This window comes from Eubacterium sp. 14-2, assembly GCF_000403845.2.
Classification (GTDB): domain Bacteria; phylum Bacillota; class Clostridia; order Lachnospirales; family Lachnospiraceae; genus Petralouisia.
Genome location: NZ_KE159567.1, coordinates 501,825 through 523,650 on the forward strand (window position 1 = coordinate 501,825; position 21,826 = coordinate 523,650).

Genomic DNA, 21,826 nt, shown 5'->3' on the forward strand with positions numbered 1-21,826 from the left:
GAAATTAATGGAATTCAGAGATTTAAAGCGACAATATGAAAGACTCAAAGTAGCTATTGATGCTCAAATTGAAAAAGTTATATCTTCTGCTCATTTCATATCAGGAGAAGCAGTTGGAGAAATTGAATCTGCTCTGGCAGAATACGTGGGGGTTAAATATTGCATAAGTTGTGGTAACGGAACGGATGCAATTTCGATTGCTTTGCTTGCCCATAATGTTGGTTCAGGCGACGCAGTGTTTGTTCCGGATTTTACTTTTTTCTCAAGTGGTGAGTGCCCGGCAGCAGTTGGTGCCACACCTGTTTTTGTAGATGTGAGAAAGGATACTTATAATCTTGATGTTGACTCACTGGAACGTGCAGTGAGGAGAGTAATTAAAGAAGGAAAATTGATCCCCCGTGCAGTGATTGCAGTGGATTTGTTCGGGCTTCCTTTTGACTATGAGGCTGTTCGTTCTGTCTGTAATAAATATGATCTTCTTTTAGTGGAAGATGCTGCGCAGGGGTTTGGTGGAGTATATAATGGAAGAAAGGCCTGCAGCCTTGGAGATATTTCAACCACGTCTTTCTTTCCGGCAAAACCATTAGGCTGTTATGGAGATGGTGGTGCAATATTTACAGATGATGAAAGTATTGCCAATTTGTGTCGTTCGATTGCAGTTCATGGTAAAAATGCAGGCGATAAATATGATAACGTCAGAATTGGTATGAACAGTAGATTGGATACATTACAGGCGGCAATACTTTTACCAAAGTTACAGGCATTTAAAGACTATGAATTAGAGAATGTAAATAAAGTAGCGGATTTTTATACTGAAAAATTAGAGGAAATTGAAGGATTGATACTTCCTGCAGTGCCAGAAAACTGTTATTCATCTTGGGCACAATATACAGTGCAGTTGCCTGAAACAGTTAATCGCGCAGTAGTGCAAAATTTTTTGAAGAATTCTGGAATTCCGACAAACATTTATTATATTAAACCTATGCATAAACAGGGGGCATTTTCAAATACATTTAGCGAAGTGGCAGATTGCCCGATAACAGAAGGATTGTGTGAACATGTACTTTGTCTGCCAGTTCATCCATATTTGATGGAATGTGAAGTGAATGAAGTGGTTTGTGCTTTGAAGGAGGTTCTCCATAATTACCGGGCTATATAAAGGGGAAAGTGAGAGAGGTATGATTAATGGGAATAGAAGGAATTGTATGAATTGATAAACAGATTGTATTTAAGGTAGTTTGGAGGAAATAGGATGGGAACTCAGGAAAAGATGGAACGGGAGATAAGTCTGACAGAATTATTTTGGGACATTTTGTTTTGTTGGCGGCAGATTATCTGTATGGGTGTGCTGGTTGCTTTGATGGTTAGTGGTGTAAAGTATGTTTTAGACACCAGGGCTTATCATATAGCTCAAAATGCAGATGTAGGACAGGAAAGTCAGTTAACTGCTGAAGAACAGGAACAGCTTGAAGATGCCAGGATAATGATAGAGCGAATTGAAAATTATCAGAAATATCTGAATGAGTCAGCATTGATGCAAATTGATCCTTATAAAAAACCTGTTATTGAGTTACAATATTACGTGAAGTCTGATTATACGTATAATTATACACAGGATAATCAGACTGATTATACCAATGATTTAATGTCTTTGTATTATAATTATGTCAGAAGTGGAGAAATGAGTAATAAACTGATAGAAGCCACAAAACTTTCTATTGATCAGGCAGATTATAGTGAGCTTTGTTCTGTGTCACAAAATGGAAGCACTATGGTTATTATTTTTACATGGGCTGAGGGAAAGAAACTGGAAGAGATTTCTGAATTTATTAAATCGCAATTGCTTGAAAAGGAATCAGAGTTTCAGGAAGTTGGTTCGCATAAGCTAAAGTTATTAAGGGAGTCACAGAATGTGATTGCTGATACTGATTTAGCTGAAAGAAAAAATACATTTTCCAACAATATTGCATATATTAATACACAATTAACTAATTTAAAGAATAGTATGTCAGAAGAACAGCTAAAATTGCTGAATAGCGAGGAGGGGATGGAAGAAGGATATGTTAAAACAGAGCCTGTAAAACCCGTCCCCAGCAAAAAATATTTCCTCCTTGGTGCTTTCCTTGGAATTTTTCTGGTATGCGCATGGGCAGCCTGTAAAATGCTTTTTACCGCCCGGCTGCAGAATCCGGAAGAAATCCGTGCTCTGTATAATACCAGACTGTTAGGGGAAGTAACAGTAAAATCAAAGAAAAAACGTTTTCTGTCAGTGATTGACGATAAACTTCTGGCTATAAAAAACAGAAGAAAGAAGAAGTTATCTGTAGAGCAGCAGGTTAAGGTAATAGCTGCCAATATTTCTCTTTCCTGCAAGCAGCAGGGGATAGAAAATATCTATATGACAGGCAGTGAATATGAGAATGCAGATATTGCCACATTAGATATGCTGAAGCGGGAATTAACCAGTCAGAATATTCAGGTAAAAGAGGGAGGCAATATATTCTATGATGCTGAATCTTTAAAACAGGGTACGGAAATCGGCAATATGATTTTTGTGGAACAGACAGGGGAATCCATTTATGACGAAATTTCCAATGAACTGAATCTGGCCAGAGAGCAGAAGAATCAGATTCTGGGAGTTGTGGTATTAGTATATTGATTAAAAAAGTGAAATAAAAATTGAAACTGCCACACCACACCATGGATTTGCTATCATGGTGTGGTGTGGCAGTTTTACAGTCTGGGCTCTGGGCAGGCTCACCCCACCCGCCACACTGTAAAATGCTCCGTCTCTCCTATCTCATCATATCCCATCTCTTCAAAATATCCGTCAAGCCCTTTCTCCTTATTGGGAATGATATACCGGATATGAAATCTCCTGACATAACGTTTCAGAATATCCGATTCCACCGGCACTCCGTAGTAAAGCAGCATGGTAAGAATATGATGGCTGCTCCGCTCATTCAGGACCTGCTCCACAGAAGACGGATCTGCAGGATTCATGGACCAGTTCAGGATGTCCTTCCGCCGAATGGTATTGTAAATGGAAGGGTTATACTGGCGCAGTTCCAGAAGCTGTATATCTGCAAAAAGGCAGCGTTTCGGTTCAGAAGTTTGGGCGTCTTCCTCAATCATATCTGCAATGGCAATGGACTCATCACTGATTTTGTAGATATTTTCCGCAGGAACCATATGGGGCAGCTGACATTCTCCCGCTGCAGCTGCCAGGATAAGGAAAAGAGCCAGAGCAGCAGCCTGTTTCCACCGTCTGGTAAATCGGTAAACCAGGCAGACGATGGAAAAAGCCAGCACCAGATTGACCGGCAGAAGCCAGAAAATCCGGCGGATTCGGGAAGACAGGCCAATCTTGTCCGCAACAGGAATCATCAGATAAGGATTGAATACGGTAAGTAAGGCAAACAGCACCGGATAGACGAAGATGGTTTTTAAATCTCTTTTTTTCAGGAGCCAGAATACGGCCAAGGCCAGCACATAAGCCAGGAAAAAAATTACAATATTGGAAAATGCATCGTCAAAGGCTTTGTTCAGAAAGTCCATGCCTGGTTTATACAAATTCTGCATAACAATCCTCCTAACCGGTATAAATAAACAGATGATGTTTCGTCAGCAGGTAAGCCGCTCCATACAATATACAGGGAAACAGGCAGACAGCATATCGTATCCAGATATACAGCGAAGGTTTTGCCGAGGCCTGCATCAGGCGGAAGCGGCTTTTGCCTTTCACGGATTCCCAGAGTACAGAAGTATCTTTCTTACAGAATCCCAGAGGAATCAGGCAAATGCTCAGTTCAAAAGGCAGCATGTAAATTGCTGACATGTTCAGGCCGAAGCTGGCCCATATAATCAGGAACAGCTCCATCCAGTGGTGGTGATTCCGGTATTCCCTGGCAATTTTCAGGAACAGCAGAAACACAGCCGGCATGATAATACAGGCCAGAATGGTTTTTCCCTCAAATGCACGGAAGAATAAAAATTCTGCACTGGTATATAAGTTAAAACTGAACAGATTCAGCCAGAACAGACAAAATACCAGGAGCGCGCTTTTTTTTCTGGAGAGGGGAAAAAGCTGACGCCCCAGCTGATAGTAAATCAGATTGGCCATAATCACCATCAGAGTGGTTTCCACGGTTCTGGTTTCAATCAGGGGTGCAAGGCCGGTCAGAGTGCAGATAACTGCGCTGTGATTCTGGTAGGTTTCCAACAGATACTCCGCATCCAGCCTGTCCAGCAGGTGGCCGGTATAGGGGCTGTACTGGCTGATGGTATCAGTGTATACCGAGGAACTCACGTCTCCGATATAATAGGACTGATCCCACAGGGCGTAAGTCTCTCCATTGTAATTGGTCAGACAAATCTGAATCAGCACAAGGAAAATCAGAAACAGGAATATCCATTTATATTCTGACAGCAATTCTTTTCGCTGGTTCCATTTTTCTTTTAAAATCTTCCGATTTCGCAGAAAATACAGGAGGGCAGTAACAGCCAGCAGGAAACACCAGAGCTTTGCTAACAGTGACAGGGGCTGCAGTGTGAATTTCAGCGGAAGGGCGGCTGCCTGAAACAGAAGAAAGAAGAGGAAAAACCCAAGGATTATCCGGTAAGATAAGGAAGTCTCCTGAGATTTTGTAAAGCTCAGGAACAGGTCTCCTAACATATAGCTGAAAATCAGATACAGCAGAATAATAACCATGCACAATAAATAAATGTTTGTCATCTTAATTCCTCCCTGCCGAGTTCCATATGGTGTGTAGTGACCGGCGGATTTGCGGTAAATCCAGCATGGAATAGAAAAACAGCATCCAGGGCCAGAAGGCCGCAGTCAGAGCCCGAAAGGTAACGGCTGTCTCCATAAGTCCGTGGGCAGGCGCCAGCACATAGCTCAGGAAAGGCAGCATGCCGATAAAAATAAGAGGCAGGTTTCTCACACAGGTCTGCCGGGTTTTATGCCCCGTAAAAAACAGAATCATGTATATTGCAAAAACTGCCAGTATCAGAATCAGAAGGGTTTTCTTTCCAAAACCCACATGAGAAAGAAATCCGTTCAGATTTTCAAAAAGCATGGTTTTAAGTGAGCCGGCTGAGAAAGACGAACCGAAACAGTATTCTTTGATCCGGGCCATATATGCAGGAAACAGGTTGCTTCCGGTGAATAATACAGTCAGTACCCATTTGGTTATGGTCAGAAGCAGATAACCCAGGAACCAGAAAAGGGTACAGCCCGTCAGAGATTTCCACACAGCGCTGGCTTTCTGTTTTGGCCCATAGTCACGGAAAGAAAGAAAGGCAATGGTAAGAGGAAGGCTCAGGGCAATAACCGGAACAGTTCCCGTATCCAGGAAAGCAGTGACTGCTCCGATTCCGTAAAAGGAAAAAAGAAGCCGGTGCAGGTTTTCTTCCCGGAATAATTCTTTTTTTCCGCACAGGAACAGAATGGAACAGAATGCGGTAAGGAAACATCCGGTCTGAGGCAGTGTCCAGGAAACGGGAAGAATGTCTGCCCATAAAAAGAAAAAGAGGAAAAAAAATCCGTATGGAGCGGAATACGTTCTGCTGATTTTCCAGGCGGCGCCGAACAGAAGCATGAAAAAAGCAATCATGCAGAGATAACGAATCTGGCCGATATGAAAAAAGCACAGCAAAAACCGGCCCGGTGCCTGCATTCCGTTCCAGCGAAATCCCTGGTCCTGTCCTGTGAGCGTGTTCCACAGTGTGGAATATTCCGGATTCTGATTCAGAGAAGTCAGAAATTCCGTTTCCGGTTTCAGGGAAGGGGTGTCTCCCGGCAGACAGCCGTTCTCAGGAAATTCAGACAGCAGCTGCAGAGACAGTTCTCTGTGCCCCATAATTTTTTCGTCCGGAATGCAGTGAGACGCAAAAACCAGAAAAAGAAAAAGTGCGGTCAGAAAAAAGTGCAGTCTGCCAAAAGCATGTATTTTACGAAAATGAGATTCCATGTTTCCACCTCGTATCTGTCAGTAAAAGTTTTTATCTGATGTAATTAAAATGCCAGAAACCCTGTTGCCGCCTGAGGCCCTGACAGAAAAAAGTTTTACTTTGAAATGTTAAGTTACAGGATTCTTTTTTATTATTACCAGCATCATTATCATTATTATTATCATGGATAGTTTACATGACATTTTGCAGGAAAGCAATAGAAGAAATGGAAAATATGTATAGAAAAGTCCTGTATTTTGTGATATACTCACGGGGTTAGTATGAAAACAGGACAGAACCTGCAAAATATAAAGGAAACGCTGGTGGAAGCGCTTCCTGAAAAGTTAAAACCCCGCTGCAGACAACGGGGTATCAAAAACAGATAGGAGGACACAGAAATGGCAAAAGACACGCGTAATTATAACAGCACCGGAAAGAAAAAAAAGAAAACCAGAAGGAAAAAACGCCAGCAGCGGAAGATTATTCTGGTAATTCTGGCTGTGATTCTGGCTCTGGTGGGACTGGTTTTCGCCTATGCCTGGAGTAAATACGGAAAACTGGGAAGAATTTCCATTAAAGATAAAGATGTTAAGGTGAACGATCTGTCAAAGGATACTCAGAAGAACCTAGACGGTTATGAGAGTATTGCATTGTTTGGACTGGACAACCGTTCTACCGGTAATTTTGAAAGAGGAAACAGCGATACGATTATAGTGGTAAGCATTAACCGGAAATCCGGAGAAATCAAAATGGCTTCCGTATACCGGGATACCTATCTGGATATCAGCGATAATACCTATCGCAAGGCAAATGCGGCATACGCCAACGGAGGGCCGAAACAGGCCATGGAAATGCTGAATAAGAATCTGGATCTGGATATTACCGATTACGTCAGTGTGGATTTCAGCGCTCTGGTGGATGCCATTGACCTGCTGGGCGGCATAGAACTGGATATTTCCCCGGAAGAGGCCGAATGGCTGAACGGATATGTGGTGGAAACCAACGAAGTGACCGGCCACAACAGCGGCCCCGTATCTCCGGGACAGGGAGTTCATGTGGACGGGGTACAGGCTACTTCCTATGCGAGAATCCGTTATGTGGGCCTGGATTATCAGCGTACGGAACGCCAGCGTACGGTAATCACCAAAATGTTTGAAAAAGCAAAGCAATGCGATTTAATGACATTAAATAATCTTCTGGATGAGATGCTGCCTCAGATTTCCACCAGTTTAAGTTTTACGGAAATGCTGGGACTTGCCGGAAATCTGCCCAAATATCATATGGGAGAAAATACAGGTTTTCCATTTGACAAAGAAACTCCGGGCAATGTGGGAAGTGCCGGGGATGCTGTGGTACCGGTGAACCTGGAAAATAACGTGGCTCAGCTTCACCAGTTCCTGTACAACAGTGATAATTATACTCCTTCTGAAACGGTAAAAAGCATCAGTGCCACCATAAAGGCAAATACAGGATATTAAAGGGGATATTTGGATATAAATGTGAAAAGTGCCCGGAAACATTGACACCGGATGTCAGATACTGGTATGATAAAAGCAGTAACAACGGAAGTGTATTGGGAGATGTTCCGGGCAGCTGTATGTAAGAAAAATTCTCATGACAGCGGCCGGGAAGAAGCATACCGGGAAGGAAAGGGAAGAATATGAGGAAAATATGGAACCGGGCCGGCAAATATGCCATAGTGCTGATGTTTGCAGTATTTCTGGGCATGGGAATCAGAGCAGAGGCAGCTCCGGGGCAGGTAACCGGATTAAAACAGACAAATGCAGGAACGAATTCCGTAAATATTACGTTTCAGGCACTGGTGGATAATGATGTAAGATATGAAATCCGCCTGAGCGACAGTCCGACAGGTACATTTAAAGAATGGTCCGTCTGTTCCGGAGGAGAGGATTACCTTTATAATCTTCCGAACGCAGGCAGTTCCTATTATCTTCAGGTGGTTCCTTTTATCAGAAACGGGCTTCAGAGGGAATATGGGCCGGTATCTGAAACAATCGAAGTAGTGACTGCCCCAAATGCAAAACCTGAAAATCTGAAGCATACCAGTTCTACAGAGACCAGTATCAGTCTGAGCTGGAATCCGGTGGCGGGGGCCAGCGGTTATCAGATACGCTATAAAGCCGGTGCAGCCAGTGAGTATACGGAAACGTACTCGGAGCAGAATCAGGCGGTGTTAAATCAGCTTGCACCCAATGAAGAATACTATGTGGATGTTTATCCGATAAGGAAAAGTTCTGCCGGGTTCATTGCCGCAGGCAAATCAGAAGCCACCCTGTACGGTGTTCCGGTAGTTCCGGGGAAAGCGAAAAAGCCTTCCTGCGCAGCTTACTGGCAGGCTTTGGGGCAGATTCGCTCTGACGCTGTTTCCATAAAATCAGCAGATGGATACAAATGGGAAATCTGGTCTGCATATCAGAAGAAAGATAAGAAATTAAAAACCAAAACCCAGGGGTCTGACGTTGCTTTTATCAGCTATAATGGATTCAAAAAATATAATTTCTTTAAAATGAGAGTCCGCGGGTACTGTACCAACAGTGACGGAACGAAACTGGAAGGAAAATGGTCTGACTGGACGTATTTCTGTCCTCAGCCGGATGTGATTAAGCTGAAATCCGTAAAATCAGGAATCAGTGTAAAATGGAATACTATTAAGGGTGCGGACCGATATGAGGTCTATGTGTCCAATAAAGCCAAATCAGGATATAAGAAATGTGCCACCACAAATAAAACCACAATAACGGTGAAGAAATTTGGAAAATCATCCTTTAAAAGCGGAAAGAAATATTATTTTTATGTGACTGCTTATAATAAAGTCGGGAAGAAAATGTATTCCGGCATGGCAGAAGGCGGAGTGGACGCCTGGTATATTACTTATAAGAAAAAATAGTGGTACAGAAGATGTCAGAAATATGGAACAATACGGTTTTAGTTTTCAGAGGAAAAAAGCGGGTTACGGACAGGGAGCGCTTCCGGCTTCTGGCAGTATTTATGGGGATCACCCATCTGATACTGACAGGGATTGGGCTGCTGCTCCCCTGTCTGCCGTTGTTTTTTATCAGTGGATTTGCAGCGGCAGCAGAGTTTCTGATGCTGCATGCGGGGAAGGAAAAGGAAAGCTATTTTCCGGGGATCAGCCTGATTTATTTTCTTACCTGTATCCATGCGCTGGCCTCCTGTGTGTTTCTGGGATGGACTTTCGGATTTTCCCTTTACAATCTGGTTATTATTCCGGTATTGTTTTATATGATTTATATGACAAAGGGAATTTCAGATCCCAGACGGTATGCTATGATTTATACGGCAGCCAACTGTGTTGGTACATTGTTTCTGCGCCGATATGTTTATCTGGGAAAACCCAGGTACAGTTACGGGACAGAAACGGCTTTCTGGGTTTCCTTTTTCAACAATACGGTGTGTTTTCTTTTTGTAATGACCTTTTCCATGCTGTTTATTCTGGAACTGACAGCAAACCGGGAAGAACTGAATCAGCAGAACAGAGAGCTGAAGCGCCTGGCCAGTTATGATGAACTCACCAGACTCAGAAACCGGAGAAGTATGCTGGACTGCTGGAAAGACATCACGCGCAGCGATTACTGTGTGGTGATGGGGGACATTGATGATTTTAAGAAAATTAATGATACTTATGGCCATGAGACGGGAGACGAGGTTCTGAAACTGGTATCTTTCAGTATGAAGGAAGCAGTGGACCGGGAGGATTTTGTCAGCCGCTGGGGCGGTGAAGAGTTTCTGATGATTGTGTTTGGCAGTGTGGCCTATGCTCTGAAAGTGATTGATAAAGTACAAAGAGAGCTGAAACAGGCAGATTTGTCTGTGGACGGAAAACAGATTTCGGTGACCATGACCTTTGGAATTTCGGAATGCGGTGAGGTTCCCGGCAAAGATGTGGATGAGCTGATCCGGCGGGCCGACCGAAGACTGTATATTGGAAAGAAGAGCGGGAAGAACTGTATTAAAATTAAAGATGAATAATCTGGCGGAGAATCCTGCAAAGCAGGATTCTTTTTTTTCTGTAAGTTTCTGGCAGGTAGTTGTACTGGAAAAAAAATTGTGATACGATAAAAAGCGACACAAAATGATAAAACAGAAAGAAATGGAGTGCAGAGGAATGAAATTATCAAAAAGAATCCTGGCAGCTTTATTATCAGTATGTATGCTTGCTTCTTCCGGCAGTATGCAGGCGGAAGCCTATGATAAAATGTCGTCTGATTCTGAAAAAGTGAAAAGCAGAACGGAACAGGAGCTGTTGGAAGACAGAATGGAAGAGAGTCTGCAGGATGGCAGAACGGAAGTGAGAGTGCCGGAAAGCAGGACAGAGCAGGAACCGGAGAGAACAGCGGAACAGAGCCAGACACAGGAATGGGAAACGGGGGTTCTGAATTTTATTATGCAGGAATCTGAACAGATTCAGGTGCCGGGAGTTCAGAATGTGGTAGCAGGTCTTGGAGCAGAAGGAGAAGTTGTAACGCAGGCCTGGCTCCAGTACAAAAATACTGTCACAGGACAGGAATTTACCACAGAGGCTGCAGGAATTGCTGAAAATATGGTACGGTTTTCCATGGAATACAACAGAGAAGAGCAGAAAGGGCTCTATGAACTTACCGGAATCACCTGGAAAACAGACCGGAAATCCTGCCGTGTACTTATGAGCGAAACGGATATGCGGATTGTATATGGCGTGAATCAGGCAGTGGAGACAGAGCCCGATGAAGTGCTGCTGAATCAGGAACTGCTGGAGCAGGTGGAAGCCAATGTGGTAACTCTGGATGAAAATGGTCGGGCCAGTTCCAGGAATACCATGGAGCGTGCGCTGGATAATGCACAGGCAGGAAGCGGATTATCCCTGCACAGTATGACACGCGGGGCGAAAAAAATGGTGATTGTACTGGATCCCGGTCATGACAGCACCCACTCCGGAGCCGGGTATAACGGGCTCAAAGAAGAAAATCTGGTGCTGAAAATTGCACAGTATTGCAAAACAGAATTACAGAAATACAGCGGTGTTACCGTTTACATGACAAGAGAAACCGTAAGCTGTGCCAATGGAGGGAAAAGTGTGGACGCAGCCACCTGCAATGCCAGAAGGGTGGAATTTGCAGCAGGAAAAAAAGCAAATGTCTACGTGAGCTTTCATCTGAATGCCAGTGCCAGCAGCAGTGCCAACGGAATTGGCGTATATTATCCCAACAGCAATTACAGGCCGGCCATAGGAACAGAAGGAAAGGGACTTGCAACGGAAATTTACCGGAAGCTGGCAGCTCTTGGCCTTGCTACCTGGGCAGGTGGTATTCTGATTCGCAATTCTCAGGATAATTCCAGATATCCCGATGGTTCTCTGGCGGATTACCTGGCGATTATCAGAAGAAGCAAGCTGGCAGGATTTCCGGCGGTCCTGATTGAACATGCTTTTATAAGCAATACCGGTGATGTAAATAAATTTCTGAATTCTGATGCAAAATTAAAGAAGCTGGGTGTGGCAGATGCTCAGGGAATTGCTGCTTATTATGGCCTTTCACTGAAAAGTGACGGAGGGGATGACAGCGGAGATGAAGAAAGAGAAGGTGAAATCCCGGAAATTTCCTATGTACAGTCCAGAAACAGCTCAAAACTCCGGGTGAGATGGGAAGATATTCCGGAGGCTGATTTTTATCGTGTATACCGCAGTACCTCGGAAAATGGGAGTTATTCTGAAATTGCACAGGTTACCGGAACCAGTTATGATAACAGCAGCCTGAAAGCCGGTAAAAAATATTATTATAAGCTGTGTGCCGTATATGCAGATGAAACAGAATCGGAGCTGTCAGAACCGGTATCAGGAAAAACTCTGGCTCAGCCAACCCTTACGAAAGTGATTTCCAAAACAAATGAGCAGATTAATCTTACCTGGACCAGTGTAAAAGATGCAAAAAAATACGAAATCTACCGCAGTGAGTCAGAAGAGGAAGGATATGAGAAAATTGCCACACTGAAGGCCGGACAGACCACCTATATGGACCGGGAGGTAGAGGCTCATCAGACATATCTGTATAAAGTCCGGGTCAGAGGCGGAGAACAGAATGGTTTCAGCAGTTTTTCCAATATATATTCCGGCTGGGCGGTGAAAAAAACAAAGGTACTCAGCGTCACCGCCAAAGGGAAAGGCGCTCTGCGCATTACCTGGAAACGGAATCCCAAAGCATACGCTTACCGTATCCAGAGAAGTACCTCTCAGAACAGAGGATATAAAACAGTTGCAACTGTTAAGTCAAAAAACACAACCTCTTATACAGACAGAAATCTGAAGAGCGGGCAGCGATATTATTATAAAATCCAGGTACTGAACCGGGTGAACAGAAAGACCGGCTACAGCGGTTACTGTAAACCAGTGGCCGGAACTGCGAAATAACCATGGATTTTTGCGCAGCCGGAAATTCTTTTTATACAGAAACAGGATGGAAAGTTAAGGAAAAACGTGCTACAATCGTAAGAGGAGTGTGAAAAAGAAAGAAAGGAAGAGAGCAGCTATGAAACCGAGAAAAAGTATGAAGCTGACAGCCATTTTGTTAGCTGCAGTTGTACTTTCCACAGATGTCTGGGGAGGAAGCAGCCTGGTTCAGGCGGCACAGCAGACAGAGCAGGCAGCAGTTCAGGAGGAAAATCAGGAGCAGGCAGGAGAAAGAGAATTTCTGCCGGAGGGAAATCAGCCTGCATCAGAAGAGGCAGAAAGAGAAAGTTCTGAGTCAGAAAATACAGAAGATAACAGAGAATTCGATGAACTGTCTGAATTCCCGGAGGAATTGATGAGAACAGCAGAGGATAATGGGGAAAATGGAATTTCTCCGGAGGAAGCCTTTGCAGAGCTGTTAAAAGAATATGATATGTACGGGGTTCTGGCCAATGATGTGGAATTTCCGGTTCGGCAGGAGGCTTCTGCAGCATCAGAGGTGGTGCAGATTCTTACCAGCGGTTATCAGGTGAAACTGACAGGCGCTGCCCTGACGGATGCAGGACTGTGGTTTCAGATTGAATTTGCGGTCAGCGATGTGGTGTACAGCGGATATATTGAGAGCGAGTATGTACTCACACAGGATGAAAGGCTGGAAGCCTGGAAAACACAGTATCTGAACGGAAACATGGAGGTACGGAATTTTACCAGAGGAAGCGCCAGAGCTACGGATTTGTCTGCATTTCCCCAGAGTTACCGGACTTTAATTCAGAAACTGATGCAGTCGCATCCCAACTGGAGTTTTGTACCCATGAATACCGGACTGGAGTGGTCTGTGGTGCTGAAAAATGAAATGGCTGATGCCCGGAATCTGGTGGAGGATTATCAGCCTGACACCTGGAAGTCCACAGAGTCCAAAGACTACAACATGGAAACAGGAAAATGGGTGATTAAAAACGGAACCAACTGGGTACAGGCATCTGAGGCTGTTGTGAAGTATTATCTGGACCCAAGAAATTTCCTGAATGAGACTTCCGTGTTCCAGTTTGAACAGCTTACCTACAATACATACCATACAGAGTCCGGTGTGGAAAAGATATTAAACGGTACTTTCATGTCTCACAGGAAGCTGGAAGATGGTTCCGGCGACGGCATGACTTATGCCCAGGCTTTTATCAGCATAGGAAAAGAATTAAAGGTCAGCCCGTATTTTCTGGCCAGCCGGGTACGCCAGGAGCAGGGGGTAAACGGAACATCTTCTCTGATTTCCGGCACCTATCCCGGATATGAAGGATATTATAATTATTTTAATATGAGCGCAACAGGTATCGGTCAGGAAGTTATTATCACCGGCCTGAGCGAAGCAAAAAATGCAGGCTGGAACACCCGGTATAAAGCCCTTAAGGGTGGAGCGGACAAGGTTTCCTCCAAATATATCAGACGGGGACAGGATACGTTTTATCTGCAGAAATTTGATGTGGATGCGTCCTATGACGGACTGTACTGGCATCAGTATATGCAGAATCTTCTGGCAGCAGACAGTGAAGGGAAGAGTGTTCAGAAAAGTTATGCCGCTATGGGAACATTAAACAACAATTTTGTATTTAAGGTTCCGGTGTATAACAATATGCCTGCCTCTCCATGTCCAAAACCGGAAGAAAATCTGAGTAAACCTGTGCTGCGGGCAGAGAAAACAGGAGCCGCGTCCATAAGGCTGTCCTGGGATGAAGTGGCGGCTGCCCATGGATACCAGATTTACCGTTCTGTGGGAACGGATGGTTCCTGGTCCAGGATTACAACGGTCAGCAAGGGGGATACCCTTACCTGGGAAGACACCACTGCAGTACCAGGCAAAATATATAATTACAGAATACGCGCTTACATGAAGCTGAAAAGTAATAAATATTCCTCTTATTCTGAGGTACAGACGTTGGACTGCAGGGTTCCGGCAACTTCCTGGACGAAATTTAAAATCAAAAATTACAAGACGGTGGAACTGGCCTGGGAAAAGACGGCTGTAGACGGGTACCGGATTTACCGAAAAAAGGGTACGGGCAGTTACTCCTGTATTGCAACCATACAGGGAAACGCCACCATCAGTTACAAGGATACCAAAGTGGTGCCTAAAAACAAGTATACTTACCGAATCCGCGGTTATGTGATGGTAAACGGAAAGCGCTACTACTCCAAATATACCGGCACCAAAAAGGCAGATTTGAAAATAGCGAAGCCTCAGCTGAAGAAAGCCCGTGTTTCCGGAGGAAGCAAGATTAAACTGACCTGGAAACGGGATTCCAAAGCAGATGGTTATTATATTTACCGTGCCACTTCCAAAAAGGGAAAATATACAAGAGTTGCCACCATTACCAAAAATAAAACCGTATCCTGGTCGGACAAAAATATAACGACAGGAAAGACTTATTACTATAAGATACGTTCCTATGCGAAAGGGTCGTCCGGGGGAAGGAAATATTCCAGTTATTCCACAGTCAGCACAGTGAAAACCGCTTTGAATAAACAGGCGCTGACTTCTGTTACCGTTTCTCAGGGAAAGGTAAAATTAAAATGGAAGAAAGACAGTAAGGCCACAGGCTATAAAATTTACCGTGCCACTTCCAAAAATGGAAAATATCAGGAAATAAAAAAGATTACTGAAAATACGACAGTTTCCTGGACGGATAAAACCGCCAAAGCCGGAAAAAACTATTACTACAAAGTGAGATCTTATGCAAACAATGGAAAGAAAGTAAAATATTCCGCCTGTTCTGCGCAGAAATATGTCCGGGCAAAATAACCGGATACCGAAACAGGCAGTCATGAAGCCCGTCTTACGACGGGCTGCCATGTCGGAGGATTACTATGAAAATCACACCCTATAAAATAAAAAAAGGAATCCGGTATTTCAGACATTATGGACCAAAGGCTTTCTGGAACCGGCTGCGTGACAAAATGGAGCCGGAGGAAGTGGCGTATCAGCCATGGTTCGAGAAATACAGGGCCAGTCAGGAAGAACTGGAAAGCCAGAGGCGGCAGGGCAGAAAATTTACCTGCCGCCCTTTGCTCAGCGTGGTGGTTCCCTGTTATCAGACGCCGGAAAAATATCTGCTGGAAATGCTGGATTCTGTCCGGGAGCAATCTTATGAAAACTGGGAACTCTGTCTGATGGACGCCACGCCTTCCGAAACAGTGGCAGAGGCAGTGCGCCGATACTGCAGTGAACACCGGGAAACACGGATTCACTGTCATCGTCTGGAGAAAAATCTTGGAATTGCAGGAAACACCAACCAGGGGCTGGCGGTGGCCGCAGGTTCCTGGATTGGATTTCTGGATCATGATGACCTGCTGGCTCCGGAAGCATTTTATGAGGTTGTCGCACTGATCAATCAGGATTCGGAAGTGGAGGTTATTTACTCGGATGAAGATCAGGTGGAAGAAACAAGACAGGGGCTGAAACATCAAAATCCCCATTTCAAACCGGAATTCAGTCCGGATCTGCTGTGTTCTAACAATTATATCACTCATTTTCTGTGTGTAAAGGATTCTGTGGTAAAGCAGGCAGGAGGATTCCGGGAAGATTTTGACGGAGCCCAGGATTATGACTTTATTCTGCGCTGTACGGAACTTGCCAGGAAAACAGGACATGTGGCAAAGGTGCTGTATCACTGGAGGGTCCACAGTAATTCCACAGCAGACAACCCTCTGAGTAAAACCTATGCCTATGAGGCCGGGAGAAGAGCGGTGCAGGAACATCTGGAACGGACAGGAAAAAAAGGGAGGGTATCCCAGCTTCCCCATTTTGGCTTTTATCGGGTGAAGTATGAAGTGGAAGGGGAACCTCTGGTTTCCATTTTAATTCCCAGTAAAGATCAGTCCGGAATGCTTCGCCGCTGTGTGGAGTCCATCCGGAAATCCACATACCGGAACTATGAAATTATTGTTGTTGAAAATAACAGTACGGAGCCGGAAACATTCGCTTATTATCAGGAGCTACAGGACAGACAGCATGCCCGTGTGGTGGTCTGGGAAAAAGGATTTAATTACTCTTCCATCAACAATTTCGGTGCCTCTCATGCTCAGGGCAGTTACTTTATTCTGCTGAACAATGATGTGGAAATCCTCACCCAGGACTGGATTGAGGAACTCCTTGGAAACTGTCAGCGGCCGGAAGTGGGGATTGTGGGCGCCCGCCTGTATTATCCGGATAATACGGTTCAGCATGCTGGTATCGTTGTGGGTATCGACGGAATTGCCGCAAATATGTTTCCGGGGCTCAGAAGGGGACAGGAGGGGTATTACCACAAAGCAGCCCTGCAGCTTAATTACAGCGCCGTGACAGCGGCCTGTATGATGGTGTCCAGGGAGGCGTTTGAAAAAGTACGCGGACTGGAGGAAAAGCTGGCAGTGGCTTTTAATGATGTGGATTTCTGTCTGCGGGTGAGAAAGGCCGGATATCTTGTGGTATATGACCCTTTTGTGGAAGCATACCACTATGAATCCAAAACCCGCGGGGCCGAAGATACCCAGGAAAAGGTGCGGCGGTTCGGGGAAGAAATAGAATTTTTCCGTACACGCTGGATAGAACTGCTGAAAGAGGGTGACCCCTGTTATAATCCCAATTTTTCACTGAAAAAATGTAACTATGCATTGAAACCATAAAACTGAACAGCAGGAATAATTCTGTGGGCAGGTTCCTTTGAACTTGCCCTTTTTCCAATTCAATGCTACAATAGAGTGAAAGCAAAGATAAAATACAGAGTTGAATGTGAGAAGTGACATATGATGAAAGTGTTTATCTGCCCGGAATGCGGAAGCATTACAACAGTATCCAGGAGGAAAGAAATTTACTGCCACAAATGCGGGGGAACCAGAATGATTCCCTCCAGACTGACGTTTTCACAATACAGTGAGATGGATGAGCAGCAGAGAAAAGATTATTCGGAAAGCTGGCTCTACATACGGAATAAAACCCGGAACTAGGGAATCACCCTCCGGGTATCCCTGTATGTACAGAAAAAACTGCACAGAATTAAGGAAAATTTAAGAGAAATTTTGTTGCTTATTTATAGGAAAATCGTGTATGATAATTCACAACAGGGACAGTAAAAAGGCTGTTTGATAAGGGAACGAAAATTACGTTAAGGATGAAAGGACTATGTATAAAAGACAGAAAAAAAGCTGGGTAAAACATCTGGATTTCCTGATACTTGACTTATTGTGTCTGGAAACAGCTCTTTATACTTCCTGTCTGATCAGGCTGGGAAATATAAGAAGGCTTCCTTTACTGATGGATTACTATAACCGTCTGGCGGTGGTTTTGCTTCTTGTGGATATCTGTGTTGTATTTTTCTTTGAAGCATATACCGGGATCCTGAGGCGTAATAAAATTCAGGAACTGAAGGCAGTGATTGTTCACTGCAGCATAATATTTGCAACGGTTACTGTATATGTATGGGCGACCAAACAGTCGGAAATTTATTCCCGGCAGGTTATTTTTGTGTTTTGGGGATTTGCCATAGTAATAGAGTATTTCTCCAGATGTCTGTGGAAAATATATATCCGTCAGCGCATGATACGGGGAAAGAAGTTTTCCCAGCTGATTGTGGTTACGGAAGAACGCTATGCAGAAGAATGTGTAAGTGATTTTCAGCATGACCGGTATAAGGAATTCGAAGTGACCGGCGTGGTGATTGTGGATAAAAACAGAATTGGAGATACTATCTGCGGAGTTCCGGTGGTGGCCTGCGCGGACAGTTTTCTGGAATATGTGCGTATTAACGTGGTAGATGAAATATTCATCAACGGAAATACCAGAGAAAGCAGTGAAGCACTGGCCAATGAACTGCTGGAGCTGGGACTGACGGTACATTTTAATCTGGTACGGGAATCCCGGCTTATGCCCAATAAAATGGTGGAAAAATGCGGAAAATATATGGTATTGACTACCAGTATGAAAATTGCTACCACAAGACAGGTGTTTATCAAACGGTGCATGGATATTACGGGAAGTCTGGCAGGACTGCTGCTGACGGGGATAGCATTTCTGATTTTTGCGCCGATTATTAAAGTACAGTCTCCGGGGCCCATTTTTTATGCTCAGACCAGGATTGGAAGAAACGGCAGACGATTCAAATTTTACAAATTCCGTACCATGGTGGTGGGAGCAGATAAAATGAAACAGGACCTGATGGCTCAGAATGAGATGGAGGGGCTGATGTTCAAAATGGAGCATGACCCCAGAATTTTTGGTGTGGGCAGGTTCATGCGCAAGTTTTCTGTTGACGAGCTACCTCAGTTCTGGAATGTACTGAAAGGGGATATGAGCCTTGTGGGGACAAGGCCTCCTACCGAAGAAGAATTTGAACAGTATGAGCTTCATCACAAGGCAAGGCTGGGCATCCGGCCGGGGCTTACCGGTATGTGGCAGGTCAGCGGAAGAAGTGATATTAAGAATTTTGAGGAGATTGTGGCACTGGATACCCAGTATATTTCCAACTGGTCTCTGGGAATGGATGTGCGGATTCTGTTTCGGACTATCGGGGTGGTGCTCACAGGCAAAGGATCGTCATGAAAGATATATCAATAACCATTGTAGCATATAATGATGAAGAAGATGTAAAGAATGCGGTACGTTCTATTATGGAATGTACCGCTCTCGCTGTTTCAAAAGAACTGTTTCTGGTGGATAACAGCAGTAAAAAAAATGGACTTTTCAGACTGGAACAGAAGTACCCGGAGGTCACATATCTGCGTCCCGGAAAAAATCTGGGATTTGGAGGCGGACACAATTATGTGCTTTCCAGACTGGATTCCAGATTTCATGCCATAGTGAATCCTGATATCATTCTGACAGAAGACAGTTTTACCGCTTTACTGAAATTTATGGAAGAACAGGAATCTGTGGGGATGGCTGTGCCCCGTATGACAGATGCAGAGGGGAATCTGCAGCCTGTTTACCGTCGGGAACTGACAGTTGCGGATATGGGGATCCGTATGTTTCTGTCTTCCCATTTCAAAAAACGCCAGTCATATCATACCATGCAGGATATGGATTATGAAAAACCATTTCCAGTGCCCTTTGCACAGGGCAGTTTTCTGTTCCTGCGCACGGAGCTGTTCCGACAGCTTGGAGGATTTGACCGGCGTTATTTTATGTATATGGAAGATGCGGATCTGTGCCGGCAGGTCAGTCAGTGCAGCAGTGTCTGGTACTGTCCCCATACCACAGTCATTCACAAATGGGAGAAGGGTTCCCATAAAGACCTGTCTTTACTGAAAATACATGTTACTTCCATGGTCCGGTATTTTCGAAAATGGGGGTGGAAATTATGCTGACACAGGAAATCCGCGTATCCGTGGCCATGGTGACTTTTAACGGAGAACGTTATATCCGGGAACAGATCACTTCTGTCATACGTCAGCTTCAGGCGCAGGATGAGCTGGTAATTTCAGATGACGGTTCTGCGGATCATACAGTTGATATTATAAAAGAATATCAGAAGAAAGATGCCAGAATCCGGCTTTTCAGGGGACCTGGACAGGGAATTAAAAAAAATGTGGAACATGCCCTCCGCTGTACCAGAGGCAGGTATATTTTTCTGGCGGACCAGGATGATATCTGGGTGGAGCATAAGGTGGAGAGGGTACTGGAGGCATTTGAACGGAAGAAGGCCATGGTGGTGATTCATGACGCAGCAGTATTTGAGGGAGATAATCCGCAACAGATTGAGATAGAATCTTTTTTCCGATTTCGAGGTTCCAGGGCCGGCGTCTGGAAAAACATGCTGAAAAACAGTTACATTGGCTGCTGTATGGCATTTCGGCAGGAACTGAAAGAAATCATTCTGCCCATTCCGAATCAGATTGAAATGCATGACCAGTGGATTGGGATTCTGGGAGATTATGCCGCTGGAAAATCCTGTTTTCTGCCGGATACACTGTTGTTATACCGCAGACATGGAGATAATAATTCCAGTATGAAACATTATGGATTTGGTAAAATGTTACGAAACCGTCTCTGGTTTTTCGGTTATTTTTTTGTAAGAATTATACAAAGTTACCATAAAATACATGTCATTTCTGGAAAATTCAAGAAAAATGACGGTTGATAAATGGTCTGAAATATTATAATATAGACCATATGTATTAATTGTGATAAATGTATGTTCTGTGGGATACACAGTTCAGAAAACACAGGCGTCCGGAAGGAATTAAAGATTGGGAGGGCAGTATTCCTGCCTCAGGCGGCGGTAATGCTCCTCATGGGAATCAGAACAGATAGGGTGAAGGTATGGCAAAACAAAGCAAAGTACAGGGGGCGAAACAGCCCACGAAGAAAAGTAAAAAGAGAAAGAGACGAAAACTGCTGATTGTGGCAATTGAGCTGCTGATTCTGCTGTCGGCAGTTGGCTGGATCTGGGTAAACAGCAAAATGGACAAGCTGAATACGGACGTTTCTTTTAAAGGGAAGGATGTAAGAGTGGAACTGCCGGAAGAAACGCAGGATGTACTGGGAGAATTTACCACCATTGCTCTGTTTGGACTGGATAACCGGGACGAAGGATCTTATGAGCGTGGAAATTCAGACGTCATCATGGTGGCCAGGATAGACAAGGAAACCAAGGAAGTGAGACTGGTTTCCGTGTATCGCGATACATTTCTGAAAATGGCGGATCTGGATAACACAGGGGCTTACAGCAAGGCGAATGCAGCCTATGCCAAAGGCGGACCGAAACAGGCGGTGCGAATGCTGAATACCAATCTGGATCTGGATATTCAGGAATATGTTTCTTTTGACTTTTCCGCAGTGGCAGAAGCAGTGGATATTCTGGGAGGTGTGGAAATGGAGGTGACCAGTGAAGAGGTGGATCATCTTAATAACTACTGCATTGAAACCTCCAAAGTAACCGGAAAAAGCTACAGTCCCCTGTCAGGAGCCGGCACCTATAATCTGAATGGAGTACAGGCAGTTTCCTACGGAAGAATCCGGTATACGATAGGAGACGATTTTAAAAGAACGGAACGTCAGCGGGAAGTTCTGGAGAAGATGGTCGAAAAGGCGCTGGCTTCAGATATGGCTACCATCAATGAACTGATTGATACCGTATTTCCTGATGTTAAGACCAGTCTGTCAAAAACTGAAATTCTGGCCCTTGCAGCAGATGCGTTTCAGTATAAAATGGGAGAAACGGCAGGTTTTCCATTTGACAGAGGAAGTGCAGTGGTAAGTATTTCCTACCAGAAAGGCAGTCAGGACTGCGTAATTCCTGCGGATCTGGCTTCTAATGTGAAACAGCTTCATGATTTTCTTTATGGAACAGATGATTATCAGGTGACGGAAAGCGTGCAGAGCATCAGTGACGAAATTGTGTACCGCACAGGCGTGAGGGCAGACAAGAGTGAATAACAGGA

General features: G+C 44.4%; 16 protein-coding genes. 13 read left to right on the forward strand and 3 right to left on the reverse strand.

What is annotated here, in order from left to right; all coding sequences use genetic code 11:
- The first annotated feature begins 7 nt into the window (after positions 1–7).
- Together C805_RS09450 and C805_RS09455 are read left to right on the forward strand one after the other, a co-directional pair.
- Complete coding sequence (locus C805_RS09450; RefSeq protein WP_016213606.1) at positions 8–1,159, forward strand: DegT/DnrJ/EryC1/StrS family aminotransferase; 1,152 nt, start codon at positions 8–10, stop codon at positions 1,157–1,159.
- 93 nt (positions 1,160–1,252) lie between these two features.
- Complete coding sequence (locus C805_RS09455) at positions 1,253–2,659, forward strand: hypothetical protein (protein ID WP_016213607.1); 1,407 nt, start codon at positions 1,253–1,255, stop codon at positions 2,657–2,659.
- A gap of 98 nt (positions 2,660–2,757) precedes the next feature.
- Here the strand turns inward: C805_RS09455 and C805_RS09460 are convergent, their stop codons facing one another.
- From C805_RS09460 to C805_RS09470, 3 genes are read right to left on the reverse strand one after another with little or no spacing between them, the layout of a single operon-like run.
- Positions 2,758–3,582 carry a hypothetical protein gene (locus tag C805_RS09460; protein WP_016213608.1) on the reverse strand — a complete coding sequence of 275 codons (825 nt, stop codon included), beginning with the start codon at positions 3,580–3,582 and terminating at the stop codon, positions 2,758–2,760.
- 10 nt (positions 3,583–3,592) lie between these two features.
- Positions 3,593–4,735 (reverse strand): DUF6077 domain-containing protein, encoded by a 1,143-nt coding sequence (locus C805_RS09465; RefSeq protein ID WP_016213609.1) that lies wholly within the window; start codon positions 4,733–4,735, stop codon positions 3,593–3,595.
- A 1-nt stretch (position 4,736) separates the two neighbouring features.
- The gene (locus C805_RS09470) at positions 4,737–5,975 is read right to left on the reverse strand and encodes a hypothetical protein (protein WP_016213610.1); all 1,239 of its coding nucleotides are present in this window, start codon (positions 5,973–5,975) and stop codon (positions 4,737–4,739) included.
- A gap of 378 nt (positions 5,976–6,353) precedes the next feature.
- Here C805_RS09470 and C805_RS09475 point away from each other — a divergent pair, with 378 nt between their 5' ends.
- The 11 genes from C805_RS09475 (at position 6,354) to C805_RS09520 (ending at position 21,821) form a co-directional block, all read left to right on the forward strand.
- Entirely contained in the window at positions 6,354–7,433 is a 1,080-nt protein-coding gene (locus tag C805_RS09475; protein WP_016213611.1) for an LCP family protein, read from the forward strand.
- 182 nt (positions 7,434–7,615) lie between these two features.
- Complete coding sequence (locus C805_RS09480; protein WP_016213612.1) at positions 7,616–8,863, forward strand: fibronectin type III domain-containing protein; 1,248 nt, start codon at positions 7,616–7,618, stop codon at positions 8,861–8,863.
- 11 nt (positions 8,864–8,874) lie between these two features.
- Positions 8,875–9,966 carry a GGDEF domain-containing protein gene (locus C805_RS09485; RefSeq protein ID WP_016213613.1) on the forward strand — a complete coding sequence of 364 codons (1,092 nt, stop codon included), beginning with the start codon at positions 8,875–8,877 and terminating at the stop codon, positions 9,964–9,966.
- Between the two features lie 136 nt (positions 9,967–10,102).
- A complete protein-coding gene (locus C805_RS25060; RefSeq protein ID WP_016213614.1) occupies positions 10,103–12,379 on the forward strand; it encodes an N-acetylmuramoyl-L-alanine amidase in 2,277 nt (758 codons plus the stop codon).
- Positions 12,380–12,497: 118 nt separating this feature from the next.
- Positions 12,498–15,212: a hypothetical protein gene (locus tag C805_RS25065; RefSeq protein WP_016213615.1), complete on the forward strand. Its 2,715-nt coding sequence runs from the start codon at positions 12,498–12,500 to the stop codon at positions 15,210–15,212.
- A gap of 65 nt (positions 15,213–15,277) precedes the next feature.
- Complete coding sequence (locus C805_RS09495; RefSeq protein WP_016213616.1) at positions 15,278–17,074, forward strand: glycosyltransferase family 2 protein; 1,797 nt, start codon at positions 15,278–15,280, stop codon at positions 17,072–17,074.
- 120 nt (positions 17,075–17,194) lie between these two features.
- Positions 17,195–17,395 carry a hypothetical protein gene (locus C805_RS09500; protein ID WP_016213617.1) on the forward strand — a complete coding sequence of 67 codons (201 nt, stop codon included), beginning with the start codon at positions 17,195–17,197 and terminating at the stop codon, positions 17,393–17,395.
- 175 nt (positions 17,396–17,570) lie between these two features.
- The gene (locus tag C805_RS09505; protein ID WP_016213618.1) at positions 17,571–18,986 is read left to right on the forward strand and encodes a sugar transferase; all 1,416 of its coding nucleotides are present in this window, start codon (positions 17,571–17,573) and stop codon (positions 18,984–18,986) included.
- A complete protein-coding gene (locus C805_RS09510; RefSeq protein ID WP_016213619.1) occupies positions 18,983–19,750 on the forward strand; it encodes a glycosyltransferase family 2 protein in 768 nt (255 codons plus the stop codon). The genes C805_RS09505 and C805_RS09510 overlap by 4 nt, the downstream gene beginning before the upstream one ends.
- On the forward strand, positions 19,744–20,523 hold the full coding sequence (locus tag C805_RS09515) for a glycosyltransferase family 2 protein (RefSeq protein ID WP_016213620.1): 780 nt from the start codon (positions 19,744–19,746) through the stop codon (positions 20,521–20,523). Before C805_RS09510 ends, C805_RS09515 begins: the two co-directional genes overlap by 7 nt.
- 182 nt (positions 20,524–20,705) lie before the next feature.
- Entirely contained in the window at positions 20,706–21,821 is a 1,116-nt protein-coding gene (locus C805_RS09520) for an LCP family protein (protein ID WP_016213621.1), read from the forward strand.
- Positions 21,822–21,826 lie beyond the last annotated feature (5 nt).

Excerpts from the sequence above, each read along its gene's own strand:
- C805_RS25065 (WP_016213615.1), top strand. The coding sequence starts at position 12,498 with ATGAAACCGAGAAAAAGTATGAAGCTGACAGCCATTTTGTTAGCTGCA.
- C805_RS09460 (WP_016213608.1), bottom strand. The coding sequence starts at position 3,582 with ATGCAGAATTTGTATAAACCAGGCATGGACTTTCTGAACAAAGCCTTT.
- C805_RS25060 (WP_016213614.1), top strand. The coding sequence starts at position 10,103 with ATGAAATTATCAAAAAGAATCCTGGCAGCTTTATTATCAGTATGTATG.
- C805_RS09520 (WP_016213621.1), top strand. The coding sequence starts at position 20,706 with ATGGCAAAACAAAGCAAAGTACAGGGGGCGAAACAGCCCACGAAGAAA.
- C805_RS09510 (WP_016213619.1), top strand. The coding sequence starts at position 18,983 with ATGAAAGATATATCAATAACCATTGTAGCATATAATGATGAAGAAGAT.
- C805_RS09475 (WP_016213611.1), top strand. The coding sequence starts at position 6,354 with ATGGCAAAAGACACGCGTAATTATAACAGCACCGGAAAGAAAAAAAAG.
- C805_RS09515 (WP_016213620.1), top strand. The coding sequence starts at position 19,744 with ATGCTGACACAGGAAATCCGCGTATCCGTGGCCATGGTGACTTTTAAC.
- C805_RS09495 (WP_016213616.1), top strand. The coding sequence starts at position 15,278 with ATGAAAATCACACCCTATAAAATAAAAAAAGGAATCCGGTATTTCAGA.
- C805_RS09470 (WP_016213610.1), bottom strand. The coding sequence starts at position 5,975 with ATGGAATCTCATTTTCGTAAAATACATGCTTTTGGCAGACTGCACTTT.
- C805_RS09500 (WP_016213617.1), top strand. The coding sequence starts at position 17,195 with ATGATGAAAGTGTTTATCTGCCCGGAATGCGGAAGCATTACAACAGTA.
- C805_RS09465 (WP_016213609.1), bottom strand. The coding sequence starts at position 4,735 with ATGACAAACATTTATTTATTGTGCATGGTTATTATTCTGCTGTATCTG.
- C805_RS09480 (WP_016213612.1), top strand. The coding sequence starts at position 7,616 with ATGAGGAAAATATGGAACCGGGCCGGCAAATATGCCATAGTGCTGATG.
- C805_RS09450 (WP_016213606.1), top strand. The coding sequence starts at position 8 with ATGGAATTCAGAGATTTAAAGCGACAATATGAAAGACTCAAAGTAGCT.
- C805_RS09505 (WP_016213618.1), top strand. The coding sequence starts at position 17,571 with ATGTATAAAAGACAGAAAAAAAGCTGGGTAAAACATCTGGATTTCCTG.
- C805_RS09455 (WP_016213607.1), top strand. The coding sequence starts at position 1,253 with ATGGGAACTCAGGAAAAGATGGAACGGGAGATAAGTCTGACAGAATTA.
- C805_RS09485 (WP_016213613.1), top strand. The coding sequence starts at position 8,875 with ATGTCAGAAATATGGAACAATACGGTTTTAGTTTTCAGAGGAAAAAAG.